The sequence below is a fragment of the Nocardia sp. NPDC049149 genome, assembly GCF_043197455.1.
In the GTDB taxonomy this organism is placed as follows: domain Bacteria; phylum Actinomycetota; class Actinomycetes; order Mycobacteriales; family Mycobacteriaceae; genus Nocardia.
Genome location: NZ_JBICTD010000003.1, coordinates 457,613 through 481,207 on the forward strand (window position 1 = coordinate 457,613; position 23,595 = coordinate 481,207).

19 protein-coding genes are annotated in these 23,595 nt (G+C 68.8%); 6 read left to right on the forward strand and 13 right to left on the reverse strand.

Going from position 1 to position 23,595, the window contains the following annotated elements; genetic code table 11:
- Positions 1-98: 98 nt before the first annotated feature.
- The 9 genes from obgE to ACGFNJ_RS12990 all read right to left on the reverse strand — a co-directional run bounded on the left by obgE (position 99) and on the right by ACGFNJ_RS12990 (position 13,219).
- Positions 99-1,553 carry a GTPase ObgE gene (obgE, locus tag ACGFNJ_RS12950; protein ID WP_393446725.1) on the reverse strand — a complete coding sequence of 485 codons (1,455 nt, stop codon included), beginning with the start codon at positions 1,551-1,553 and terminating at the stop codon, positions 99-101.
- Between the two features lie 141 nt (positions 1,554-1,694).
- A complete protein-coding gene (gene rpmA, locus ACGFNJ_RS12955; RefSeq protein WP_014982626.1) occupies positions 1,695-1,961 on the reverse strand; it encodes a 50S ribosomal protein L27 in 267 nt (88 codons plus the stop codon).
- Between the two features lie 22 nt (positions 1,962-1,983).
- Positions 1,984-2,295: a 50S ribosomal protein L21 gene (rplU, locus tag ACGFNJ_RS12960; protein ID WP_014982625.1), complete on the reverse strand. Its 312-nt coding sequence runs from the start codon at positions 2,293-2,295 to the stop codon at positions 1,984-1,986.
- Between the two features lie 505 nt (positions 2,296-2,800).
- The gene (locus ACGFNJ_RS12965) at positions 2,801-6,091 is read right to left on the reverse strand and encodes a translation initiation factor IF-2 N-terminal domain-containing protein (RefSeq protein ID WP_393446728.1); all 3,291 of its coding nucleotides are present in this window, start codon (positions 6,089-6,091) and stop codon (positions 2,801-2,803) included.
- Between the two features lie 428 nt (positions 6,092-6,519).
- Entirely contained in the window at positions 6,520-6,936 is a 417-nt protein-coding gene (gene ndk / locus ACGFNJ_RS12970; protein ID WP_393446730.1) for a nucleoside-diphosphate kinase, read from the reverse strand.
- 501 nt (positions 6,937-7,437) lie between these two features.
- Positions 7,438-7,851, reverse strand: a complete 414-nt coding sequence (locus tag ACGFNJ_RS12975; protein ID WP_393446732.1) for a DUF4233 domain-containing protein — start codon at positions 7,849-7,851, stop codon at positions 7,438-7,440.
- 70 nt (positions 7,852-7,921) lie between these two features.
- A complete protein-coding gene (locus ACGFNJ_RS12980) occupies positions 7,922-9,391 on the reverse strand; it encodes a bifunctional folylpolyglutamate synthase/dihydrofolate synthase (RefSeq protein WP_393446734.1) in 1,470 nt (489 codons plus the stop codon).
- Positions 9,388-12,063 (reverse strand): valine--tRNA ligase, encoded by a 2,676-nt coding sequence (locus tag ACGFNJ_RS12985; RefSeq protein WP_393446736.1) that lies wholly within the window; start codon positions 12,061-12,063, stop codon positions 9,388-9,390. Before ACGFNJ_RS12985 ends, ACGFNJ_RS12980 begins: the two co-directional genes overlap by 4 nt.
- 229 nt (positions 12,064-12,292) lie before the next feature.
- Positions 12,293-13,219: an NAD(P)/FAD-dependent oxidoreductase gene (locus ACGFNJ_RS12990; protein WP_393446738.1), complete on the reverse strand. Its 927-nt coding sequence runs from the start codon at positions 13,217-13,219 to the stop codon at positions 12,293-12,295.
- A gap of 108 nt (positions 13,220-13,327) precedes the next feature.
- Between ACGFNJ_RS12990 and ACGFNJ_RS12995 the strand changes: the two genes are divergently transcribed.
- Both ACGFNJ_RS12995 and ACGFNJ_RS13000 read left to right on the forward strand, forming a co-directional pair.
- Positions 13,328-13,918, forward strand: a complete 591-nt coding sequence (locus tag ACGFNJ_RS12995) for a helix-turn-helix domain-containing protein (RefSeq protein WP_393446740.1) — start codon at positions 13,328-13,330, stop codon at positions 13,916-13,918.
- Positions 13,919-14,074: 156 nt separating this feature from the next.
- On the forward strand, positions 14,075-14,746 hold the full coding sequence (locus ACGFNJ_RS13000) for an AAA family ATPase (protein ID WP_393446742.1): 672 nt from the start codon (positions 14,075-14,077) through the stop codon (positions 14,744-14,746).
- Between the two features lie 34 nt (positions 14,747-14,780).
- Here the strand turns inward: ACGFNJ_RS13000 and ACGFNJ_RS13005 are convergent, their stop codons facing one another.
- Complete coding sequence (locus tag ACGFNJ_RS13005; RefSeq protein WP_393446744.1) at positions 14,781-15,737, reverse strand: diacylglycerol kinase; 957 nt, start codon at positions 15,735-15,737, stop codon at positions 14,781-14,783.
- Positions 15,734-17,311 (reverse strand): FAD-binding oxidoreductase, encoded by a 1,578-nt coding sequence (locus ACGFNJ_RS13010; RefSeq protein WP_393447826.1) that lies wholly within the window; start codon positions 17,309-17,311, stop codon positions 15,734-15,736. The genes ACGFNJ_RS13005 and ACGFNJ_RS13010 overlap by 4 nt, the downstream gene beginning before the upstream one ends.
- 138 nt (positions 17,312-17,449) lie before the next feature.
- Here ACGFNJ_RS13010 and ACGFNJ_RS13015 point away from each other — a divergent pair, with 138 nt between their 5' ends.
- Together ACGFNJ_RS13015 and ACGFNJ_RS13020 are read left to right on the forward strand one after the other, a co-directional pair.
- Positions 17,450-18,043: a TetR/AcrR family transcriptional regulator gene (locus tag ACGFNJ_RS13015; RefSeq protein ID WP_393446746.1), complete on the forward strand. Its 594-nt coding sequence runs from the start codon at positions 17,450-17,452 to the stop codon at positions 18,041-18,043.
- Positions 18,044-18,098: 55 nt separating this feature from the next.
- Positions 18,099-19,649, forward strand: coding sequence for an FAD-dependent oxidoreductase (locus ACGFNJ_RS13020; RefSeq protein WP_393446748.1), 1,551 nt, complete (start codon positions 18,099-18,101; stop codon positions 19,647-19,649).
- Between the two features lie 40 nt (positions 19,650-19,689).
- Here the strand turns inward: ACGFNJ_RS13020 and ACGFNJ_RS13025 are convergent, their stop codons facing one another.
- Both ACGFNJ_RS13025 and ACGFNJ_RS13030 read right to left on the reverse strand, forming a co-directional pair.
- A complete protein-coding gene (locus ACGFNJ_RS13025) occupies positions 19,690-20,220 on the reverse strand; it encodes a GNAT family N-acetyltransferase (protein WP_393446750.1) in 531 nt (176 codons plus the stop codon).
- Positions 20,221-20,245: 25 nt separating this feature from the next.
- A complete protein-coding gene (locus tag ACGFNJ_RS13030) occupies positions 20,246-20,917 on the reverse strand; it encodes a TetR/AcrR family transcriptional regulator (protein ID WP_393446753.1) in 672 nt (223 codons plus the stop codon).
- 163 nt (positions 20,918-21,080) lie between these two features.
- On the opposite strand from ACGFNJ_RS13030, the gene ACGFNJ_RS13035 reads away from it, so the two are divergent.
- Positions 21,081-21,917, forward strand: coding sequence for an SDR family oxidoreductase (locus tag ACGFNJ_RS13035; RefSeq protein ID WP_393446755.1), 837 nt, complete (start codon positions 21,081-21,083; stop codon positions 21,915-21,917).
- 297 nt (positions 21,918-22,214) lie between these two features.
- The gene (locus ACGFNJ_RS13040) at positions 22,215-23,498 is read left to right on the forward strand and encodes an FHA domain-containing protein (RefSeq protein ID WP_393446757.1); all 1,284 of its coding nucleotides are present in this window, start codon (positions 22,215-22,217) and stop codon (positions 23,496-23,498) included.
- The last annotated feature ends 97 nt before the right edge of the window (positions 23,499-23,595 follow it).

The window sequence follows — 23,595 nt, forward strand, 5'->3', positions numbered from 1 at the left end:
GTTGTCCGAGACTGCGCCGAGTCGACCATCGGCGCGCCCACCGACTCCGTCATCGGTCCGACCTCCGCCGGAACACCACTCGCTCGTGGCGCCACCGACTACTCCTCGTCGTCCTTGACCAGGCCACGCCGCACCCGCGACGCGTGCTTGCGCTCGGCCGCGCTGATCCGCTCGGTCTGCTCCAACCGGATGTCGGTGCCGCGGCCGGTGGGCACCATGTCGACGCCCGCCGAGATCATCGGCTCCCATTCGAAGGTCACGTTGCCGATGGTCACCGGGGCTCCCGGCTGGGCACCCTGCTTGACCAGCTCGTCTTCGACGCCGAGGCGCGCAAGCCGGTCCGCGAGGTAGCCGACGGCCTCGTCGTTGTCGAACTGGGTCTGCTTCACCCAGCGCTCCGGCTGCGTGCCGCGCACGATGAAACCGCCCGGCTCCTGCGGGTCCGCGATCACGCTGAAGCCGGACTCGTTGACCGCGATCGGTCGGATCACCGGACGCGCGGGCGCCGCCTTCGGATGCGCCTCGCGATATTGCAGCACCAGCTCAGCGAGCGCGAATGTCAAGGGCCGCAAGCCTTCTCGGCTCACGGCGGAGATCTCGAAGACCGGCCAGCCGCGTGCGGTGAATTCCGGGGTGACCATTTCGGCAAGCTCGGCGGCGTCCGGCACGTCGATCTTGTTCAGGATCACCACGCGCGGCCGATCGGCCAGATCACCGAGGGCGGCGTCGGCGCTCAGCGCGGGCCGGTAGGCCGCGAGCTCCGCCTCCAGCGCATCCACATCGGTGACCGGATCACGGCCCGGTTCCAGGGTGGCGCAGTCGACGACGTGCGCAAGCACCGCGCAACGCTCCAGGTGCCGCAGGAAGTCGAGGCCGAGGCCACGCCCCTCGCTGGCACCCGGGATCAGGCCGGGCACATCGGCGACGGTGAAGGTGGTGTCGCCGCTGGCGACCACGCCGAGGTTGGGCACCAACGTGGTGAACGGGTAGTCCGCGATCTTCGGCTTGGCCGCCGACAGCACCGACACCAGCGACGACTTACCCGCGGACGGGAAGCCGACGAGTCCGACATCGGCGACGGACTTCAGTTCGAGAACCAGATCGAGCTCGTCGCCGTCCTCGCCGAGCAATGCGAAACCGGGCGCCTTGCGCGCCTTCGAGGCCAACGCGGCGTTACCGAGGCCACCGCGGCCACCGCGCGCGGCGATGTAGCGGTTGCCCGCGCCGACGAGGTCCATCAGGACCTTGCCGTCACCGTCGAGCACCATGGTGCCGTCGGGCACCTTGAGCAGCAGTTCCGTCCCCTGCTTACCGTCGCGGTTGCTGCCCTCGCCCGGCTTGCCGTTGCCTGCCTTGGCGTGTGGATGGAAGTGGAAGTCGAGCAGGGTGTGCACGTTGGGGTCGACCTCGAGGATCACGTCCCCGCCGTTGCCGCCGTTGCCACCGTTGGGTCCGCCGAGCGGCATGAACTTCTCGCGAAGCACGGAAGCACACCCGTGTCCGCCCTTACCGGCACGCACGTGCAAAACGACGCGGTCGATGAACTTGGACATGTGTCGAATCATCCTCCTTCAGGACTGGTCGAACGCAGAGGTGGGTGTCGGGAAACACACAGGGATGGTGGAGAAAACGCAAAAGCGGGCCAGGGTTTGCACCCTGACCCGCTCGGCTGTTGTCTGGAGAGAGTGAGGCGCTCAGGCCTCGACCGGCTCCGCGACGACGATGTTGACGGTCTTGCGTCCACGCTTCGTGCCGAACTCGACCGCGCCCGCCGCGAGGGCGAACAGGGTGTCGTCACCGCCACGGCCGACGTTCACGCCGGGGTGGAAGTGGGTGCCGCGCTGGCGAACCAGGATCTCGCCCGCGTTGACCTTCTGGCCGCCGAAGCGCTTGACGCCGAGTCGCTGTGCGTTGGAATCGCGACCGTTCCGGGAGCTGGATGCACCCTTCTTGTGTGCCATAGCTGAATCTCCTCGGGATGTCTTACTTGATGCCGGTGACCTTGATGACCGTCAGCGGCTGACGGTGACCCTGACGCTTGTGGTAGCCGGTCTTGTTCTTGAACTTGTGGATGCGGATCTTCGGGCCCTTGGTCTGCTCGACGACCTCCGCGGCCACGGAGACCTTGGCCAGCTTGGCGGCGTCGGTGGTCAGGTCTGCCCCGTCGACGACGAGAACCGGATCCAGGGAGACGGACGTGCCCGGCTTGCCCTCGATCTTCTCGACCTTCACCAGGTCACCGACCGCGACCTTGTACTGCTTTCCGCCGGTCTTGACGATCGCGTACGTTGCCATCGGTCGGCTTCCTCCACTCGAATAAGTACAGTCATGTTTCTTCTCGCGACACAAGTGCGCGACGCGAGATGTTCTTGGCTGGCTTGCTGCGCGGGGCGTAATACAACGCCCATCGCCAGGCAGCGACCGACCAAGGTTACCAGAGCACCCCTTCATCGACCCAATCCGCCCGTCGGCAGCCTGCGAGCAACCGGTTGCCCGCGAGGGTTCGCCGCTTGCTCGACCTGATCGGTCGGGACTCGGCTCGGCCACGGATCCGGCTGCTGCTCAACGATTCGGCCGGGGGGGGGGGGGGGGGGGGGGGGGGGGGGGGCCCGGCCCCCGCCGCGGGCGGGGGGGCCACGGCCCCCGCCCGGGCGCCGCCCGCCCCCCCCCCACCCCTGAACACAACCCGCCCCCAACCCAACCCACACCCCCACACAACCCCCCCCCCCCCCCCCCCCCCCCCCCGCCCCCCCCCCGGCCCCCCCCCCCCCCCCCCCAATCGAAGCCGTTGGCTCAGCTGCTACGCGTCCGCAGGCGGCGGACCCGCCGGACGGCCGACGGCACGGCGGCGCGGACGCCGCTGCGGTACCTCGGCAGGCACATCGGCCGTGTAGTCGACCGCGGGAGCCGGAGCATGGTCTGCGGTCGGCAGCACGAACACCGCACCGCTGCTGTCCGCGGCGGGCGCGGCGGCGGAGCGGGCGACGCGACGCCGCCGTCCGGTGCGCGGCGCCGACTCTGGCGCACCGTTGGTTACCGCGTGATTGTCGAAAGGTTCCGGCGCCGATTTCTCGACCACCGGCGCCGAATCCACTGCGGCCGTTGCGGATTCATCGGCCACCGAGGCGGGCTCCTGGACCGCTGGCGCCGATTCCGCTGTCACCGTTGCGGATTCCCGCACCGCCGACGCAGACCCTCGCGCCACCGGCTCCGATTCCGCTGTCACCGTGGCAGATTCCTGCACTGCCGACGCGGACTCCGGAGCCGCCTGTTCAGCCACCGACTCCTCGGCGGCCGCACCCTGCTCGGTTGCGACGTCCGCCGCAACAGCCTGGTCGGACACCACGTCCGCAGCCGCCACGACCTCGGTATCCGCCGTCGCCGACTCGACCTCGTCGGTCACCGACTCGTCGTCGTCCTCATCATGGTGATGCGCGGCCATCGCCAACGCCACGGGATGTGCCCGCTTGACGGCGATCTCCTCTTCGGACTCGACCGGCGCGGTCCCGTTGGTCGCGGCCGCAGGCGCGGCAGGCGCCGCACCCTTGTCCCGGCCACGGCGGCGGCGCGACCCGGTTTCCCTGGTGCCTCGGGCACCACCGTCGTCACCCGACGACGGCTCGACCGGGTAGGCGTGCACCAGGATGCCGCGTCCATGGCAGTGCTCACAGGTCGTCGAGAACGCCTCGACCAGGCCGGTGCCCAGCTTCTTGCGGGTCATCTGTACCAGGCCGAGCGAGGTCACCTCGGACACCTGATGCCGGGTGCGGTCCCGGCCCAAGGCCTCGGTCAGCCTGCGCAGCACCAGGTCTCGGTTCGACTCGAGCACCATGTCGATGAAGTCGACGACGATCATGCCGCCGATATCGCGCAGCCGCATCTGGCGCACGATCTCCTCGGCCGCCTCCAGGTTGTTCCTGGTGACCGTCTCTTCGAGGTTGCTGCCGCCCGCACCCGTGAACTTGCCGGTGTTCACGTCGACGACGGTCATCGCCTCGGTGCGGTCGATCACCAGGGTGCCGCCGGAGGGCAGCCACACCTTGCGATCGAGCGCCTTGGCGAGTTGTTCGTCGATGCGGTAGGTCTCGAACACGTCGACGCCGTTGTTCTCGTGCCGGGAGACCCGGGCGAGCATCTCCGGCGCCACGGTGCCGATGTACTTCTCGACCGTGCTCCACGCCCGGTCACCCTCGATGACGAGCTTGGAGAAGTCCTCGTTGAACAGGTCGCGGATGACCTTGACCAGGAGGTCGGGCTCCTCGTACAGCGTCTTGGGCGCGCCGTCGTTCTTGCCTTCGGCGGCCTTCTCGATGGTGCGCCAGGTCGCCTGCAGCCGCTCCACATCGCGGGCCAGCTCTTCTTCGGCGACACCCTCGGACGCGGTGCGGATGATCACGCCTGCGTCGTTGGGCACGATGTCGCGCAGGATTTCCTTGAGCCGCTTGCGCTCGGTGTCGGGCAGCTTGCGGCTGATGCCGGTGGAGGTGCCGCCTGGCACGTACACCAGGAAGCGACCCGCGAGGCTGATCTGGGTGGTCAGCCGGGCGCCCTTGTGCCCGACCGGATCCTTCGAGACCTGAACCAGCACCTGATCGCCGGGCTTGAGCGCCTGCTCGATCTTGCGTTCCTTGCCGCCGAGACCCGCGGCCTCCCAGTTCACCTCACCGGCGTAGAGCACGCCGTTGCGGCCGCGGCCGATGTCGACGAACGCCGCCTCCATGCTCGGCAGCACGTTCTGCACCTTGCCGAGGTAGACATTTCCGACCATCGACGCGGAGCCGGTGCTGGTCACGAAGTGCTCGACCAGGATGTTGTCTTCGAGCACGGCGACCTGGGTTGCGGTCGGGTGATCGGGGAACGCCTTCTCGCGCACCACCATCACCCGGTCCACCGATTCGCGGCGAGCCAGGAACTCGGACTCGGTCAGGATCGGCGGGCGGCGCCGGCCTGCCTCGCGGCCGTCCCGCCTGCGCTGGCGCTTGGCCTCCAGCCGGGTGGAACCGGTGATGCCCTGCACCTCGTCGACCGTGGTGGCGCGGCTGCGGCTCTTGTTCCTCGGCTCGCGCTCGTGCACGACGGTGTTCGGCGGGTCGTCGTCGGTGACGTCGGCCTCGTTCGCGTCGCCTGCCACCTTGCGGCGGCGACGGCGCCGGCGGCGCCGGGTCGAACCGTCCGAGGTGTTCTCGTCGTCGTCGGAGTCGGCGTTGTCGTCGGCCGAGTCGTTGGCGTCCGAGGTGTCCGCGGCATCGCCGGTCGGCTCGTCCTCGGTGGTGTTGTCGGAGTCGGCGTCGTCGTTCTCGTCGTCGGCGTCGCTGTGTTGTTCGCCACGACCGCGGCCGCGGCCACGACGGCCACGCCGCCTGCGACGGGGCTGACCGTCCGCGTCGTTCTGCTGGTCGGTCGAGTCCTGCTCGTCCTCGACGGTGTCCGGCTCTTCCTCGGGCTGCTCTGCTACCGGCTCTTCGCGGCGAGGCTCGCGCTCAGGACGTTCGCTGCGCTCGGGACGTTCGGTTCGCTCGGGACGCTCCACGCGCTCGGTTCGCTCCGTGCGGCGCTTGCGGCGGGCCTGTTCGGCCGCTTCGGCGTCCGGCGGCAGGAACAGCGGCGCGGCAACGACGGCGGCGGACTCGAACACCACCGGGGCCGTGACGTGCGGCTCTTCCCGGACCGGGTGGGTGAACAGCTGCACCGACGGCTGGTGGGCAACCGCGTTGGGATCCCCCGCGTTGGCTGCGCCGATGATGGGATCGGGGGCGGAGAAGACCAGCCCGCCGTGTCCCCTACTCGGTGCGGGCTCCGGCGGCGCCGGGGCTTCGACGGGCGCCTGCGGCTGCGGCTCGGCCGGTGTTTCGGCCGTCTCGGCTGCGGGGGCGTCGCCCTCCGGCGGGCCGAGCGCGTCGCGGACGGATTCCGCGATCGCCCGGTCGACGTTCGATTGCGCGCTGCGCGCGTCGGCCCCCAACTCGGTGAGCTTGGCCAGGATGCGCTTGCTCGTTACCCCCAGCAGCTTGGCGAGTGCATGAACTCGAATTCGCTCCGGCAATGGTTCGGCATCCTGTGATGTTGTTTCCAATGGCACTTGTTCGGCCACGAAGTCTCCTCGGACCCCCGGGCGCGTCCCTCCCGGTAAGGAGTGAAGCGGCCGACGCGGGGGCACTTTCCGTTCGCCTCACGCCGCTCGGCGCAAGGTCATATGGTCTCGCCCCGCATGTCCGGTTATCACCATGTCGTTCGTCGGTTTGGGCTAACTGGTCACGCGGCGCCTGGCTGTTGGCTGAACTCCACGGTGTGAGCGCTCATCCAGCGTGCCGACGCGAACAGCAAACCCGACAACCGGGCCTTTTGTCCGTGGCAGCGATGATCGGCATCGAACCGCGGTGTGTCATCCGGCTGCGATTGCCCCGAACATTCACGTACCTGCGCGAACAGTCGGCAGCAAAGGCGGCCGACACCAGTATCCCACACCGTGCGCCGCGATCCCGCCGCGGCGCACGACTTGGTCCGTTCCGTAACTCTTGCTTATGCCGGGAACTCCGGAAACCAGAGAGCAATCTCTCGTTTGGCCGATTCGGGCGAATCGGACCCATGGACAAGGTTCTCCTGCGTCTCCAGAGCGAAGTCTCCGCGAACGCTGCCTGGCACGGCCTTCTCGACCGGATCGGTGCCGCCGGCGAGTTGCCGGAATGCCGCGATGGCGCGGGGACCCTCCAGGATGGCCGCGACGACGGGGCCGGAGGTGATGAACTCGATCAGGGAGCCGAAGAACGGCTTCTCGGCGTGCTCGGCGTAGTGGCCCTTGGCCAGGTCCTCGGACACGTGCTTCAGCTCGAGGGCGGCGATCTTGAGGCCCTTGCGCTCGATCCGTACCAGCACCTCGCCGACGAGGCCACGGGCCACACCGTCCGGCTTGATGAGTACCAACGTCTGCTCAGTCACGGCGACACTCTAACCGGCACCCCCGCCGGGTACCGAACCAGCGCTCGCGTGGCGGGCGACATGGGCCTGGCGATCCCTTCGCCCGGACACGGCAGCGCCCCGGCTCCGAGGGGAAGCCGGGGCGCTGCGCTTCGAGTAGCCGCTACCCAGGGCAAAGCGCCTGACCCGCGCAATTCCACTTCGCGGACATCGAGCTCAGCGTCTGCGATGAGCCAGTCCCCGCATCGCCGACCTGCCCCGCCTCGGATGTCAGCGGCGTGCCGGGCTCCAAAGGCAGCCCTGGCGCAGCCACCGCCTGCCCGGCGCCGAGCACGGCACCGGTCGCAAGTGCCCCAGCCACAACAACATTCGCGATTACGCGTCTCATGAATACTCCTTGTCTCGGCACGACGCCCAATCGACGTCGTCGCCCGCGGCAACGCTATGAGCGAGCACGCGGCCGAAGAAGACAGAAGTTGTCGTGGCCCCAGTTGCCGTAGCCCCGATACTGGGGCCCAGGATTCAGGGCGAACGCTGGATCTGCTGGCTCGGGAGCAGGCCCTTGTCGATGCGGCCGCGCACATCCGCGCGCAGCACCAGGATGAATCCCCAGACGACGCAGAAGACGACGCCGATGATGCCGATCGACAGGTGGATGAAGATGCCGAGCAGGAGCAACACCTGCAGGCCGAGGTTGAAAGGCATTGCCCAGGAACGGCGTTGGAAGCCCGCGCCGAGGAACATCACCACGGCGAGTGTCACCAGATAGGTCCCGGAGAACCAGGTCACGCCGCCGCCGACATCAGCGACGACCGGCAGCGCGAGCAACACCACGATCGCCTCGAGCACCAACGTGCCCGCCATCACGCCGCGGAAGCCTTTCCACGGGTCGGTGGCAGGCGGCGGGACCGCCGGGCTCTGATCGGGCTCACTCATGCTGTCACTCCTCGGCGTGATCGGGGGCCCTCCGTGGTGACGCAAGCTGCCTCCTCCGGGCCTGACCCGATCACGCCGGGTCCTTTCCGAACAACGCACGCGTCGCGCCCGCCGTGACGACCGAGCCGGTGACGACAACCCCTGCGCCGGACACCATCTCACCCGTGTCGCCGACCTCCTCGGCGATCGCGATGGCGGTCTCCAGCGCGTCGGGCAGGGTCGATGCGGTGATCACCCGCTCGTCGCCGAACCGCTGCACCGCCAGGTCGGCGAGGACGTCGACGTCCATCGCGCGCGGCGAACCGTTGTTGGTGACGACGATCTCGTCGAGCACCGGCTCCAACGCGGTGAGGATGCCGTCGGCGTCCTTGTCCGCGAGCACCGCGACCACACCGACCAACTTGCGGAAGTCGAACTCGGAGGTCAGGGTCGACGCGAGCGCCTGTGCACCTGCCGGGTTGTGCGCGGCATCGATGAAGATGGTCGGCGCGCTGCGCATCCGCTCGAGCCTGCCCGGGCTGGTCATGCTTGCGAAACCCGCACGCACCGCCTCGATGTCGAGCTGACGGTCGGCGCCCGCGCCGAAGAACGCCTCCACCGCCGCCAGCGCGAGCACCGCGTTGTGCGCCTGGTGTTCGCCGTGCAGCGGCAGGAAGATCTCGTCGTATACCCCGCCGAGGCCCTGCAATTCGAGCTGCTGGCCGCCGATCGCGATCTGCCGGGCCAGCACTCGGAATTCGGAGCCTTCGCGCGCTACCGCGGCGTCGACCTCGATGGCCCTGCGCAGCAACACTTCCATCGCCTCGGGGTCTTGCTCGGCGATCACCGCGACGGTGTCGCGCGGAACCAGGCTCTCCGGTGCGCGTTTGATGATCCCGGCCTTCTCCCCCGCGATGGCGGTGAGGTCGGTGCCGAGGAAGTCGGTGTGGTCGAGGCCGATCGGGGTGATCACCGCGACCTGCCCGTCGATGACGTTGGTCGCGTCCCAGGTGCCGCCCATGCCGGTCTCGACGACCGCCACATCGACCGGCGCCTCGGCGAAGGCGGCGAACGCCATGCCGGTGAGCACCTCGAACTTGCTCATGGCCGGACCGCCCGCGGCGGCCGAGCGCTCGTCGATCATCTCGACGAACGGCTGGATCTCCCGGAAGGTTTCGACGTACTTGGCCGGGGTGATCGGCGCGTTGTCGATGCTGATCCGCTCGGTGGCCAGCTGCAGGTGCGGGCTGGTGATCCGGCCCGTCCTGCGGTGCAGCGCGGTGAGCAGCGCGTCGATCATCCTGGTCACCGACGTCTTGCCGTTGGTGCCCGCGACGTGGATCGCCGGATAGCCGTGCTGCGGCGCGCCGAGCACGTCCATCAGGGTGGCGATCCTGGTCAGCGACGGCTCGATCTTGGTTTCCGGCCAGCGGGTGTCGAGTTCGGCTTCCACCAGCGCCATTTCGGCGAGCTCGACCGGCGACGGTCCCGAACTCAACCGCGGTCCTGCCGCAGGGTGCCGCAGCTCGTCGCCGTACTGCGGTTCCGGTTCGGTGTTCATTTGCCGCTCAATTCCGCGAGCCGAGCGCCGATGCGGGTCACTTCGGCGCCCGCGATCTCCTGACGGCCCTTGATCTTCGCGACCACCGGCTCCGGCGCCTTGGCGAGGAACGCCTCGTTGCCGAGTTTGGCGGTGGTGGTGGCCAATTCCTTCTCCGCGGCGGCCAGATCCTTCTCCAGGCGGCGGCGTTCGGCGTCCAGGTCGACGGCGCCGGAGGTGTCCAGCTCGACGGTGACGGTGGCGCCGCTCAGCCTGACCTCCACCGACGCGGTGGCGGCGAAGTCGGCGCCGGGGGCGGTGAGCCTGGCCAGGTTGGTGACCGAGTCGTGCTGGTCGGTCAGCCCCGCCACGTCGAGTCCGACGAGCTTGGCGGCCACCTTCTGCTTGTCGGCGAGGCCCTGGTCGCTGCGGAATCGGCGGATCTCGGTGATCAACCGCTGAGTGTCCGCAATGCGTTGCGCGGCAAGTTGATCCGTGGCCACCCCGGAGGCCCGCGGCCACGCGGCGATCACCAGCGACTCGCCGCCGGTCAGCGCCTGCCACAGCGATTCGGTGACGAACGGGATGACCGGGTGCAGCAGGCGGAGCACCGCGTCGAGCACGGTGCCGAGCACCACCTGGGTGGCATCGACGCGCGCCGGGTCCGCGGCGAACTGCACCTTGGTCAATTCCAGGTACCAGTCACACAATTCGTCCCAGGCGAAGTGGTACAGCGCCTCGCAGGCCTTGCCGAACTCGTAGCCGTCCAGCGCCGTGTCGACCTCGGCGCGCACTTCCTCGAGCCGGTCGAGGATCCAGCGGTCGGCGTCGGTGAGGGCGGCACGGTCCGGCAGCTCGCCGGTGTGCGCACCGTTCATCAGCGCGAACTTGGTGGCGTTGAACAGCTTTGTCACGAAGCTGCGCGAGGCGAGCGCGTGCGGCTCGCCGACCGAGAGGTCACCGCCGGGCTGCGCGGCCCGCGCCAGCGTGAAACGCAAGGTGTCGGCGCCGTATTCGTTGATCCAGACCAGCGGGTCGATGCCGTTGCCACGCGACTTCGACATCTTCTTGCCGAACTGGTCGCGCACCAGGCCGTGCAGGAACACGTCCTTGAACGGAACCTGGCGTGCACCGTTCTTGCCTGCGGTGAGCACCGGATCGTCGGCGACGAAGGTGCCGAACATCATCATCCTGGCCACCCAGAAGAACAGGATGTCGTAGCCGGTGACGAGAACGTCTGTCGGATAGAACTTCTCGAGCTCGGGCGAGCTGTCCGGCCAGCCCATGGTCGAGAACGGCCACAGACCGGAGGAGAACCAGGTGTCGAGCACGTCGGGGTCCTGCGCGTACCCCTTGGGCGCGGTCTCGTCGGGTCCGACGCACAGCACCTCACCCTCGGGGCCGTACCAGATCGGGATGCGATGACCCCACCAGAGCTGCCGGGAGATGCACCAGTCGTGCATGTTGTCGACCCAGTCGAACCAGCGCGGCTCCGAGCTGGCCGGGTGAATCACGGTGTCGCCGTTGCGGACCGCGTCACCGGCGGCCTTCGCCAGCGATTCCACCTTGACCCACCACTGCATGGACAGCCGCGGCTCGATCGGCTCGCCACTGCGCTCGGAATGCCCGACGCTGTGCAGGTAGGGCCGCTTCTCGGCGACAACGCGGCCCTCGGCGGCCAGCCGCTCGCGCACCGCGACCCTGGCTTCGAACCGGTCCATGCCGTCGAATTCGGTTCCGGTGCCGATGATCCGGCCGCTCTCGTCCATGATGTTCGGCATCGGCAGGTTGTGCCGCACGCCCATCTCGAAGTCGTTCGGATCGTGCGCGGGCGTGATCTTCACTGCGCCGGAACCGAATTCGGGATCCACGTAGTCGTCGGCGATGATCGGGATCTGCCGCCCGGTGATCGGGTGCTCCAGGGTGGTGCCGATCAGCGCCTGGTAGCGCGGGTCGTCCGGGTGCACGGCCACCGCGGTGTCACCGAGCATTGTTTCGACGCGGGTGGTGGCCACGATCACGTGCGGTTCGCTGTCGTCGAGCGAGCCGTACCGCAGCGAGACGAGCTCGCCAGGGATCTCCTGGAAGTTGACCTCGATATCCGAGATGGCGGTGCGCAGCGCGGGCGACCAGTTGACCAGTCGCTCGGCGCGGTAGATCAGTCCGGCGTCGTAGAGCCGCTTGAAGATCGTCTGCACGGCCCGAGACAAGCCGTCGTCCATGGTGAATCGGTCGCGACTCCAGTCGACGCCGTCACCGAGCGCGCGCATCTGCCACTGGATGGCGCCGCCGGATTCGCGCTTCCAGTCCCACACCTTGTCGATGAAGAGCTCACGGCCGAAGTCCTCTTTGGTCTTGCCGTCGACGGCAAGCTGCTTCTCCACCATCGTCTGGGTGGCGATGCCCGCGTGGTCCATGCCAGGCAGCCACAGCACCTCGTAACCCTGCATCCGCTTGCGGCGAGTGAGGGTGTCCATGAGGGTGTGGTCGAGTGCGTGGCCGATGTGCAGGTTGCCGGTGACGTTCGGCGGCGGCAGCACGATGGAATACGGCGGCTTGTCGCTGGTCGCGTCGGCCGCGAAATAGCCAGCGGCTACCCAGCGCTCGTACATGGCGGCCTCTACGTCGCCGGGGTTCCAGCTCTTGGGGAGGGCTTCGGCACGATTACGCGGGTCAGGGGGTGCGCTGGTCACCCAACGATTCTAGTGGCCGGTCTCAACCGAATTCCGCAGGGGCGGGGTGCCGGAACCAAGGAAGGCGGAGTCTTCGGTGGATGAGGGACACCGAAGACTCCGCCTACACCTGATAGCTTACCGTCCCGATTGGAAGTGTTCTGGAGCCGTTCCGGAATCCATAACTAATTCTCAGATTCCGCCGGTTTCTGAGACCGATGGTCCACTTGACCGGCCGGGAACGACAGAGTTATCCGACGGGAACGGCGTTCGCGGCGGCCAGCGCGAGGTCGCTGTTGATCGCGACGGCTGCGCTGTAGCCAGCGCTTGCCGCGTTGATCACCTGGGCCGCCGGGTTCGAGACATTGCCCGCCACCCAGACCCCAGGGACGCTGGTGCGTCCGGTCGGGTCGGCGACCACCCAGCCCTTCTCGTCGAAGTCGCAGCCGAGGGCGTGCAACAAGTCGGCGTTGGGCAGGAAGGTCGGCGCGACGAACACCGCCGAACGGGGCACCGCCCTGCCGTCGGTCAGTTCCACGCCGCGCAGCGTGCCGTCGACGACCAGGCGAGCGACCTCGCCCTCGACGACGCGGACGCCGCGCGCGGTGAGCTGGGCGCGGTCGGTGTCGGACAGGGTCATCGTGTGCTGAAACAGGATCACGTCGTCCGACCATTGCGGCAACAGCACCGCCAGATGCATCACCCGGGGATCGGCGCCGCCGAGCAGGCCGAGCGGCTGGTCGCGCACCTCGTAGCCGTGGCAGTACGGACAGTGCAGCACCTCGGCGCCCCACCGTTCGCGCACGCCGGGCAAGTCAGGCAGTTCGTCGCGCAGGCCGGTCGCGATCACCACCCGGTGCGCGGTCAGCACTCGCCCTCCGGCCAGGGTGACGGTGAAAACACCATGGTCATCGGACTTTTCGACGATGGTCACGACATCGTCGATCAGCTCGCCGCCGTATCCGGCGACCTCAGCGGCACCGGTGACCAGCAGCTCACCCGGCGGCATTCCGTCGCGAGACAGGAAGCCGTGCATGTGCTCGGCAGGCGCGTTGCGTGGCTCGCCGCCGCGCACCACCGCCACCGTGCGGCGCGACCTGGTCAGCACGAGCGCCGCGGACAGTCCGGCCGCGCCCCCGCCGACGATTACTACGTCGTACTTCTGGCCTGTGTCCATCTCTTCCTCGCTCCTCTACCGATCATCTCCGCCGACCAGGGTGCCGAATATTGCGCGAGAACAGCAACAAATATTGCCGTTTCTGGGAAATCGCGGTGCACTGGTGCGATGGAGAATCAGCCGACCATCGCCGCAACGCTGGCCGACATCGGCCCGCGGCTCAGGGCGCTGCGCACCCACCGCAACATCACGTTGACGGCATTGGCGGAGACCACCGGGATATCCAAGAGCACGCTGTCGCGCCTGGAGTCCGGACAGCGCCGCGCCAGCCTGGAACTGCTGTTACCCATCGCGATGGCCCTGCAGATACCGCTCGACGAACTCGTCGCGGCACCACGGATCGCGGACCCCCGGGTGCACTCGCACCCGCGAAAGATCAACGGTATCACCGTCTTTCCACTCACTCGCCAGCCCGGTCCGATCCAGGCCTTCAAGATGGTGCTCCCGGCCGACCGCACCGAGCCGGAGCCGCGCGTCCACGAGGGTTTCGAATGGTTGTATGTGCTGTCGGGTCGGCTGCGGATGATTCTCGGCGAGCACGACGTCGTCCTCGGGCCCGGCGAGGCCGCGGAATTCGATACCCGCCAACCGCATTGGTTCGGCACCACCGGACGCGGGCCGGTCGAAATCCTCAGCCTTTTCGGGAGCCAGGGTGAGCGCATGCATCTGCGCGCTCGAGCCCGCGGCCGCTCCGACTGATTCCCATGCCCGGATTGTCCGTTCTTGCCAGATCGGCCGAGGACCCGGACCCTGGAGAAGGTGAACCCTTCCGCAAGTCCACTCCGGGAAAATCTCAGTGAAAATCCAGGGTTTTCCCCGTTGCCGCCACGGCGGCGAGTGGGGACGCTGGAAGAGGTGAACCCCCCGCTCGCCACGCTGCCTTCGCCGACCGAGACCGCGATGCCCGTGCTCGCGCCGCACACCGTGCACGATCTACGCGGCCGCGCCGTCGACGAATTGCAGTATCCCCCGCTCTCCGCGTTGGTCATCGCAGGCATCCCCGGTGCGGGCAAGAGCACCGCCTTGCGCCGGTTCTTCGGCACGACCGCCGACGGCGAAGGCCCCGCGGCAGGCCCGGAGGGCTCGGTCGTGCTCGACTCCCAACAGGCCCGCAACCGGTGGCGGCACCGGCTGGACTGGCTGCCGTACCCGCTGTGGCGTCCGGTCGTGCACATCGCGCACTTCGCGGGAATCCGTGCGGCGCTACGCGATACCGAAGGACCGGTGGTGATCCACGACTGCGCCACCTTCGGGTGGGCCCGCAGGCTGATCTCGCGCTGGGCATTCGGGTACGGCAGGGAACTGCATGTGATCCTGCTCGATGTTCCGCCGACGGTGGCCAGGGCCGGTCAACATGCGCGTGGGCGGCGCTCGCATCGAATCACCTTCACGCTGCATTGTTTTCGCTGGCGGCGGCTGATGGAACGGCTGCGGGCCGGCGGCACGATGCGACCGGTTCCCGAGTCGCTGGTGATCGTGGACCGGAGCAACATCAACGAGATCAGCCGAGTCACCTTCGCCCCGTAGCGTTGCCTGGCCCGAAAGGACAGTGCGACAGGCCTTACGGCACCAGCACAGTCAATGCGCCGGGGACGGCGGTGATGGTGATCGGTAGCGTGCCCGCCGGTTCGCCGTCGGCGGTCGCGGGTGCACCGGGCGCAGTGAGCGTGATCGCTGCGGCGCGATATTGCTTGACCTCCGGGTGGTTCTGCCGCTTACCCGCCGACAAGGCGGGCAACAGGCGCAGCATCTCGCCGCGGGACAGCGCGCCGACCACGGTCAGATCGAGCAGACCGTCGTCGAGCACGGCGTCGGGGCAGATCAGCATGCCGCCGCCGTAGGTGCGGGTGTTGCCGACCGCGACCATCACCGCGTCGGTCTCCAGCAGCGCGCCCGCGCCGGGGTTCGTCAGCCCCTCGGTGACCGCGCCGGTCAGCTCCACCCGGTAGGGCACGGTGAAGCGGCCGGAGATCTCGGCCAGTGCGGCCAGTGTGTAGCGCAGTCGACCCCTCGGCCAGCGCATGGCGTTGGCGCGCAGTGTGACTCGGGCGTCGAACCCGGTGCCCGTGACGGTCGCGAACCACATCGGCGTCGAATCGGGTGTCGGCGAGTCGATCCGGCCGAGGTCGATGGTCCTCGTTCGACCGTCGAGTACCGCGTCTGCCGCGGCCGCCGGGTCGTCGGTGGGGATGCCGAGTTCTCTGGCCAGGTCGTTGCCGGTGCCAGCGGGGATCATGCCCAGCGGCACACCCGTCTGCGCGACCGCGGGGAGAAGCACGTTGACCAAGCCGTCGCCACCGATGCAGACCACGGCGTCCTGCCCGCCGCGCTGGATCGAATCCCGTACCTGCCGAACGGATTCGACGGCCGACGCGGCCCGCACCTCGGTGATCTCGGCCCCGCGTTCGCGGAGCCGGGCCAGCGCGGCACCCGCGACGTCATTCCCCTTACCGAGCCCGGCCAGTGGATTGGTGACCACGGTCACCGCGCGCACGGATCGGGATGAATCCTCTGTCACGGAACCAGCTTTCCAGGGTTGAGGATGCCCGCAGGGTCCAATTCGGCTTTCACGGCACGCAACACGCGCACACCGAGCTCGCCGATCTCGGCGGGCAGCCACGGCCGATGATCGGTGCCGACCGCGTGATGATGGGTGATGGTGCCGCCCGCCGCCACGATCGCGTCGCCCACCGCCTGTTTCGCCGTGTGCCACTGGGCAATCGGATCGTCGAGCTGCTTGGCGATGACGGTGAAGTACAACGACGCACCGGTCGGATAGGTGTGCGAGATGTGACACATGACCAGCGGCGGTGTGCCCTGTCGGGCGAGCGAGTCGGCGAGCGCCTCGGTGACCTCCGCCTTGAGCACGGCAAGGTTCGACCAGGTGGTCGCGGTTTCCAAGGTCTCGCACAGCACGCCGACGTCGAGCAGCGCGTCGCGCAGGTACGGCGCGCCGAAACGTCCGTGCTCCCACTCCCTGGCCGGCGTCTCGCCGAGCGCGGCGCCGCCCGCCCCGGCGAGGATCGCCTCCGCCTCGGCGCTGCGGAACGCGACGTGCGCGGCCGTGCCCTCGAAGGTGGTGATGGCCAGGCAGCCCGCGACCGCGCTGCCGCCGATGTCACCGGAGCGGGCCAGGTTGATCCCGGTCTCGGCCTCATCGGACAGCCGGAGCACCGTCGGCGCCGCGCCTGCCTGGACGACCGAACGCAATGCGGCAGCACCGGTTTCGAAGTCGGGGAACGACCACGCCTGGTACGCAGTGGTTTCCGGCACCGGGTGGACGCGCACGGTGACCTCGGTGATCACGCCGAGCGCGCCCTCCGAGCCGACGAACAGCTCGCGGAGGTCAGGGCCTGCCGCCGAGGCGGGTGCGCGACCGAGCGCCAATGTGCCGGTGGGAGTGGCGATCTGCAGCCGCTGCACCATGTCGTCGAAGCGGCCGTAGCCCGCCGAGGCCTGCCCGGAGGACCGGGTGGCCGCGAAGCCGCCGATGCTGGCGAATTCGAAGCTTTGCGGGAAGTGGCCGAGCGAGAGTCCGTGCGCGCGGAGCAGCTGTTCCGCGCGCGGGCCGGTGAGTCCGGCGCCGAGGGTGGCGGTGCCGCTGATCGGGTCGAGCTGCGACACGCTGTCGAGCCTGCGCAAATCCACCGCGATCACGGTGGCGAAGCGGCCGCGCACCGGATCGACGCCGCCGACCACGCTGGTGCCGCCGCCGAACGGCACGACCGCGATGGTGTGCTCGGCGCAGTAGGCCAGCACCGCGAGCACCTGCTCGTGGTCGGCGGGGAAAACGATGGCGTCCGGCGCGTCCTGCGGGCCCACGTCGCGACGGCGCAGCAGATCGGGGGTGCTCTTGCCGCCCGCGTGCACCAGCCGGTCGTGATGATCGGTCGAGATGTGGTCGGCGCCGACCACCGCGACCAACCCCTCGTGTTGGGCGGGAGTCAGCGCCGACTCGCGCAGCGGCACGTCACCCTCATCGCGGCGTGCCACGGGCTCGCCCGACACCCCGAACACCTGCGTCAGCAGACCACGGATCTGCGTGGACAGCGGTTTGTGTCCGGCGGCGATGCCCCAGGCATCCCAGACCATACCTGCTGCGGCCTCGGCGGCAGCCGAATTTGCCGCCTCCGACGAGGCCTCGGCGGGATAGTTGTTCGTCTCGACCATGCGTTACAGTTTGACATAGAATGTCAAGCAGTAACTCGCTACCCGACCTATGAGGTGCCCTTGACCGCTCCGGACGAGCCGCTTTCGGCCATCGATCTGGCGATCCTCGATGCCGCCCGCCGCTGCGTCGAGGAGTTCGGCGTGCGCCGGACCACCCTCACCGAGGTGGCCCGCCGGGCCGGGGTCAGCAGGCCGACCGTCTACCGCCGCTGGCCGGACACCGGGGCGCTGCTCGCCGAACTCCTGGTGCGCGAGCTGCGCGCGATCGTCGCCGCCACCATGCCGACCGAGGGCACCGGCCGTGCCAGGTTGACCGGCGGTATCGTCGCGGGCGCCGCGACGGTTCGATCGAATCCGTTGTTCGGCAAGATCTTCCGCACCGACACCGATCTGATGCTCACCTACGTCTTCGGTCGCCTCGGCCGCAACCAGCGCGCACTGATCGACCTGTTCGCCGCAGGCATCCGCGCAGGCCAGCAGGACGGCTCGATCCGCGACGGCGAGCCGGAGCAGTTGGCGACCATGCTCCTGCTGATCGCCCAGTCCGCGGTGCAGTCGGCGGGCACGGTCGCGCCCCTGCTCGCCGGCGCCGACCTGGATGCCGAGCTGCGCAACGCGATAGACGGCTACCTCGTGCCAGGCAGCGCGCGATGAGCGCGCATTCGACGCCAACCACCTGCTGTGCCACAGATATCGGAAAGGTAGTGCGATGACCAGCAATTCGGCCGTCCCCGGCGATTCGGCATTGAACGCCGAGCGCCGCACCAGGGAACTGCGGCAGCTCGGTGACGAGACGCGGATCGACCTGCTCGTCATCGGCGGTGGCGTCACCGGCTGCGGCGTCGCGCTGGACGCGGCCGCGCGCGGGTTGCGGACGGTGCTGGTGGAGCGGCACGATCTGGCGTTCGGCACCAGCCGGTGGAGTTCGAAGCTGGTGCACGGCGGGCTGCGGTATCTGGCCAGCGGACAGGTCGGCATCGCGCACGAAAGCGCGGTCGAGCGTGGGGTTTTGATTCGCACCACCGCACCGCATCTGGTGCGCCCGCTCCCCCAGCTCGTGCCGTTGCTGCCGAGTATCGGCGCCGCGCAGAGCACGCTGGTGCGGGCCGGGTTTCTCGCGGGCGACGCGCTGCGCCGGGCCGCGGGCACGCCCGCCTCGATCCTGCCGCGGTCCCGCCGGGTCGCGGCGGCCGAAGCGTTGCGGCTCGCGCCGACGGTGCGCCGCGACGGTCTACGGGGCGGATTGCAGTCGTGGGACGGACAACTGGTCGACGATGCGCGGCTGGTGGTCGCCCTGGCACGCACCGCGGCCGCACACGGCGCGACGGTCCTGACCCGAGTGGAAGCTCGTGATGTGACAGGCAATTCGGCGACGCTGCGAGACACACTGACCGGCGAGACGCTGGCCGTCCGTGCCAACTCCGTGGTCAACGCCACCGGCGTATGGGCCGACGAGGTCGATCCGAGCATCGAGTTGCGGCCGAGCCGCGGCACCCACTTGGTGTTCGCCGCAGCATCGTTCGGCGGCCTCAGCGCGTCGCTGACCGTCCCGGTGCCGGGGAGCACCAGCCGCTTCGTCTTCGCGTTCCCCGCCGCGCACGGGCGGGTGTACGTCGGCCTGACCGACGAGGACGCCCCCGGCCCGGTGCCGGACGAGCCGAAACCGTCCGAGGAAGAGATCGATTTTCTGCTCGACACCATCAACACCGCCCTGCGAGAGCCGTTGACCCGCGCGGATATTCGCGGCAGTTACGCCGGGTTGCGGCCGTTGCTGAAGACCGAGGACGACAGCACCGCCGACATCTCCCGCAAGCACGCGGTGCTGCGCTCGCCGAGCGGCGTGATCACCGTTGTCGGCGGCAAGCTCACCACCTACCGCCAGATGGCCGAGGACGCGGTCGATGCCGTGGTGTCCGGCGTCGGCTTCCTCGCGGGCCCGTGCCGCACCAAACGACTACCACTGGTCGGCGCGGTATCCGGTGCGGCACGGGATCGCATCGACGCGTCGCCGGTGCTGATCGATCGCTACGGAAGCGAAGCCACCGCGGTTCTGGCCGCGGCCCAAGACAATCCGGCGCTCGCGCTGCCGGTGACGCCAGGGATCGACGTCACCGCAGCGGAATTCCACTTCGCCGTCACGCACGAAGCAGCGCTCGACGCCGACGATCTGCTCGACCGGCGGACCCGGATCGGGTTGGTCGCCGAGGATCGGCTCGCGGCCACCCCTGCGGCCGTCGTCGCGTTGGCGCCGGTCATCTAGTGACCGGAGCACCCGTCCCGCAACGACTTTCGGTCCGCGCTCAGACGGTCGTTTCGAAGGACCAAGAGTCGAGATCGGCGCGCATCGAGGCGCGCGGCCATTCGTCCAGGCCGTGCGCGGCTTCGGCGGCGCGGATCGCGGCCAGGCCAGGAGTCTGTTCCTCGTCGGTCAGGTAGCGGAAACCGATGCGCTCGTAATAGGGCCCGTTCCAGACGACCTCGGTGAAGGTGGTCAACGTGATCGCCTGCATGCCTTGCGCTTTCGCCCATCGCACGGCGTGGTCGATCAGGCGTTTGCCGATCCGTTCGCCACGGCGATCGGGACGGACGGACACCTGATCGATGTGTGCGATGCGATCAACCACCCCGAGAACCAGGTAGCCGATGGGTTGATCCACCTCGTCGACCCATACCCACGCGCGTCCGGCGCGCTGGAATTCGCGCAGCGTGTCCAGCGTCGGCGGCTCGTCCTCGGCCACCGCCGTCATCCCGATATCCGCGAAGGGTTTTCCCGCCGCCGTCTCGATATCCTGCAGTACGGGCAGATCGGCCTCAGTCGCCGAGCGAATCACGGACACTCCTCGCATCATCGCTGATTCACGGGGCCGGTGTGGCGAGAATGCCGTCGATGAGCACACGAAGCGCCCATTGCGCCCGCGCATCCCCGTCACCCGACACCAAGGACTCGCGCATCGAAACGACCATCGGGTAGCGGTCGGGAGGCAACTCGGCGTACCGCTTCGACACCTCGGCGATATGGGTCTCGGCGCGCATCCCTTTGGTGTTGTACGCGCTCTGCTCGGCGGCCGCGGCGGTGATGTAGAGGAACAGCAGGTCGACGCCCCACGAGTTGGCCTGTTCCGCGACCCCGGCCTCGGCGAGCAGCGCGAGCATCCTGTCGACGAGCACGAGCGCGTTCGTCCCGGTCGGGATCGCACCGAGCGCGACGAGCGCAACGCCCTCGTGCCGTGCCATCGCGGCGACGGCCGCGTTGACCAGCTCGCTCAGCCGATCGCGCCAGCTGCCGCCGCTCGGCGCCGGAACGGTGCCGAGCACATGGTCGAGCATCGCGGCCATCAGGTCGTCGCGGTTCGCGACGTAGACGTAGAGCGAGGCCGCGCCGGTGTCGAGATCCTGCGCGACCCGGCGCATGGTCAGCGCGGCCAGGCCCTCCTGATCGAGGATGCGCAGGCCGGTTTCGATGATCACCTCGCGGCTCAGTGGCGCCTTGGCCGGGCGGGCTCGACGACTGACGGGCGCATCGCTCATGGCGTGAGCATACCGTCCAAACGAACGACGTTTGACACGAACGTCGTTCGGTCTCTACTCTGAGCGTACCGAACAACGTTCGTGACGGACCTTGTTCGGGATCACACCACTGCGTCGACAGTGGCCCATCCCGCATCGATTCAGTTCTCCCCCAAGGACTCCCATGATTCTCATCACCGGTGGCCGCGGCGCGGTCGCTACCGAACTGTCGGCCATGCTGCAGAGCGACGGTCTCGCCGTGCGCGTCGGCTCACGTCAGCCCGAACAGCTCCAGACGTCCAGTGGCGTGGCGGCTGTTGCCTGCGACCTCACCGACCCCGCCACGTTCCCTACCGCACTTGCAGGCGTCACGTCGGTGTTCCTGTACGCCGAGGGCACGACGATCGCCGAATTCGTCACCGCCGCAACCGAAGCCGGTGTCGATCACATCGTGCTGCTGTCGTCGGCGTCGGTGCTCGGCGCGGACGCCGCGGCCAACCCGATCGGCAAGGCACACTTGGACGCCGAGCTCGGCCTCGCCGCCGCGCCGATGACCACCAGCGTGCTGCGTCCCGGCGCCTTCGCGGGCAACGCCCGTTCCTGGGCGGGACCGATCAAAGCAGGCAACCCCATCAGCCTTCCCTATCCGGACGCCTACACAGACCCGATCCACGAGCGCGACATCGCCGAGGTCGCCCACGCCCTGCTCACCAAGAACGAACACCGCGGCACCCAGCACAGCTTGACCGGCCCCGAGACCTTCACCTTCCGCGCGCAACTCGAGTGCATCGCCGAGGTGACCGGACGTCCCGTCACCATCGACCATGTCCAGCCCGAGGCATGGAAACAGCAGGTGGGCGCGCACATGCCCGCCGAGATCGCCGACGGACTGCTCGACTATTGGCGACGCACCGACGGCATCCCTGCACCGATCACCGACACCGTCGCCGCCATCACCGGACGCAAGGGCCGCACCTTCACCTCCTGGGTCGAGGAGAACGTCGCGGCCTTCACCGACTGAAGCCGATGTATTCGCCCGCGCCGGAACATGTTGCGGCCGAGACGGTCACCACATTTATGCGGCATGGCGCATAAATCGAAGTCGGTTGTGCCCGCTCCTCCCCTCGGCATTCGCGATGCTGCCGCCGAGACCAGAAACCCGGCGGCGCTGGCGAATTCGATCCGAGTTCCGGTCTGCTCAGCAGGCACGGCGCGGCATCCGAGCCCGCGCCCGTACCGTTCGACGCACCGAACCGGCTCAGGTGCACGCTCTATGCTGGCTGCGAATGTCGGTACTGCGCCAGGAAGGAGGGCGCGGGTGCGTAGCAAGTCACCCACAGTTGGTATCGCGCCAGGCCACGGCCTGATCGCGCGCTTCGGTGGCGTTGTCGTGTATCTGAGTGCTGAAACCACGGCAACTGACCGGATACTCGGCACGATCGAGGCCGTCGCGGATACCGAACATCCCGGTGCCGCGCTGGCTCAGCGGTTGGCCGCCGTCGTTTTCGGCAGCACCTCCGATGTGCCACCGTTCGGCCTGGTGGCGCCTACCGCCGACGGCACGCTGATCCTGTTGCGCGGCCCGGTATTCGCCGAGATCAACGGCGCCGAGGGCACCAGAAGGTTGGCCGGGGCGCGGGCGTTCACCTGGGTCGATGAGATCGTGCGGGAACCGCTGCGGCGGATCACCGTCGGTTCGGACGGTGCGGGTGCGCTGACGGCGGCGCCGCGCACCGATCTGCGCGCCGGCGTGGTTCCCGGCGGTGGATTCGTGCTGCAGGTGGCGCTGCGCCGGGCGAGCAAAGGGGGCAAGGGTGCCGTTGCGGCCCGGCCCTCGACGCCGTCGTCCGCGCCCGAGCCTGATGCCACGGCCGCCTCCGGGTTTACCGCAATGCCCGAACCGACCGGTGCCGAGGCGGCAGTCGACGGGGGATCCGCTGGTTCGCCCGCGGTCGCCTCGTCGTCGACCGGGCAGACCGCTGCAGCATCGACTTCCGGGGACCAGTCCCCTTCGGCAACCGCATCATCGACAGCCGCATCCGTATCCACCGCCGCCGCGCCGGTGCGCGGGCGCAACGCCAAGCGCGCCGAACCGTCGAGACCGCTGGCGCGTCCGCGGCCGCCGGTCGGCAACCGTTCCCCCGCGAACGCTTGGCCGCCACCCATCGACCGACCCGAAACCGTTGCGCTGCACAAGGCCTCGGCAGATCGCAGCGTTCGCGTGCTGCGGCCGACCACGGCACCGCTGCACAAAACGATCGGCACCCTGATCCTCGAGAACGGCACCGCCTACCCGCTCGACCGCCCCTACGTCATCGGCCGTGGACCCCAAGCCGACGACTCGGTCCGCACTGCCACCGCCGCCCCGATCGTGATCCAACGGGACCGGCACGTCTCCCGCGTCCACGCTTACGTCTCCGTCGACCGAGGCAAGGTCTTCGTCCGCGACGCAACAGACACCTCCGGCACCTTCATCGCCCCGCCAGGCACCGACCAGTGGACCCGGATAAGCACGGCCCCAACCGAACTCCTCCCCGGCTGGAGCGTCCGCATCAGCGAACGAATCCTCACCTACCGCCCCGAAGACCACCCAACCTCCTGACCGCAGGAAGCGCCCGCCCTGCGCGCAGTGATGAATTCGGCTGCGCGCGGAACAACCCATGACGAACGGCGGCGAGTGCGATGGCAGCGGCGATCTC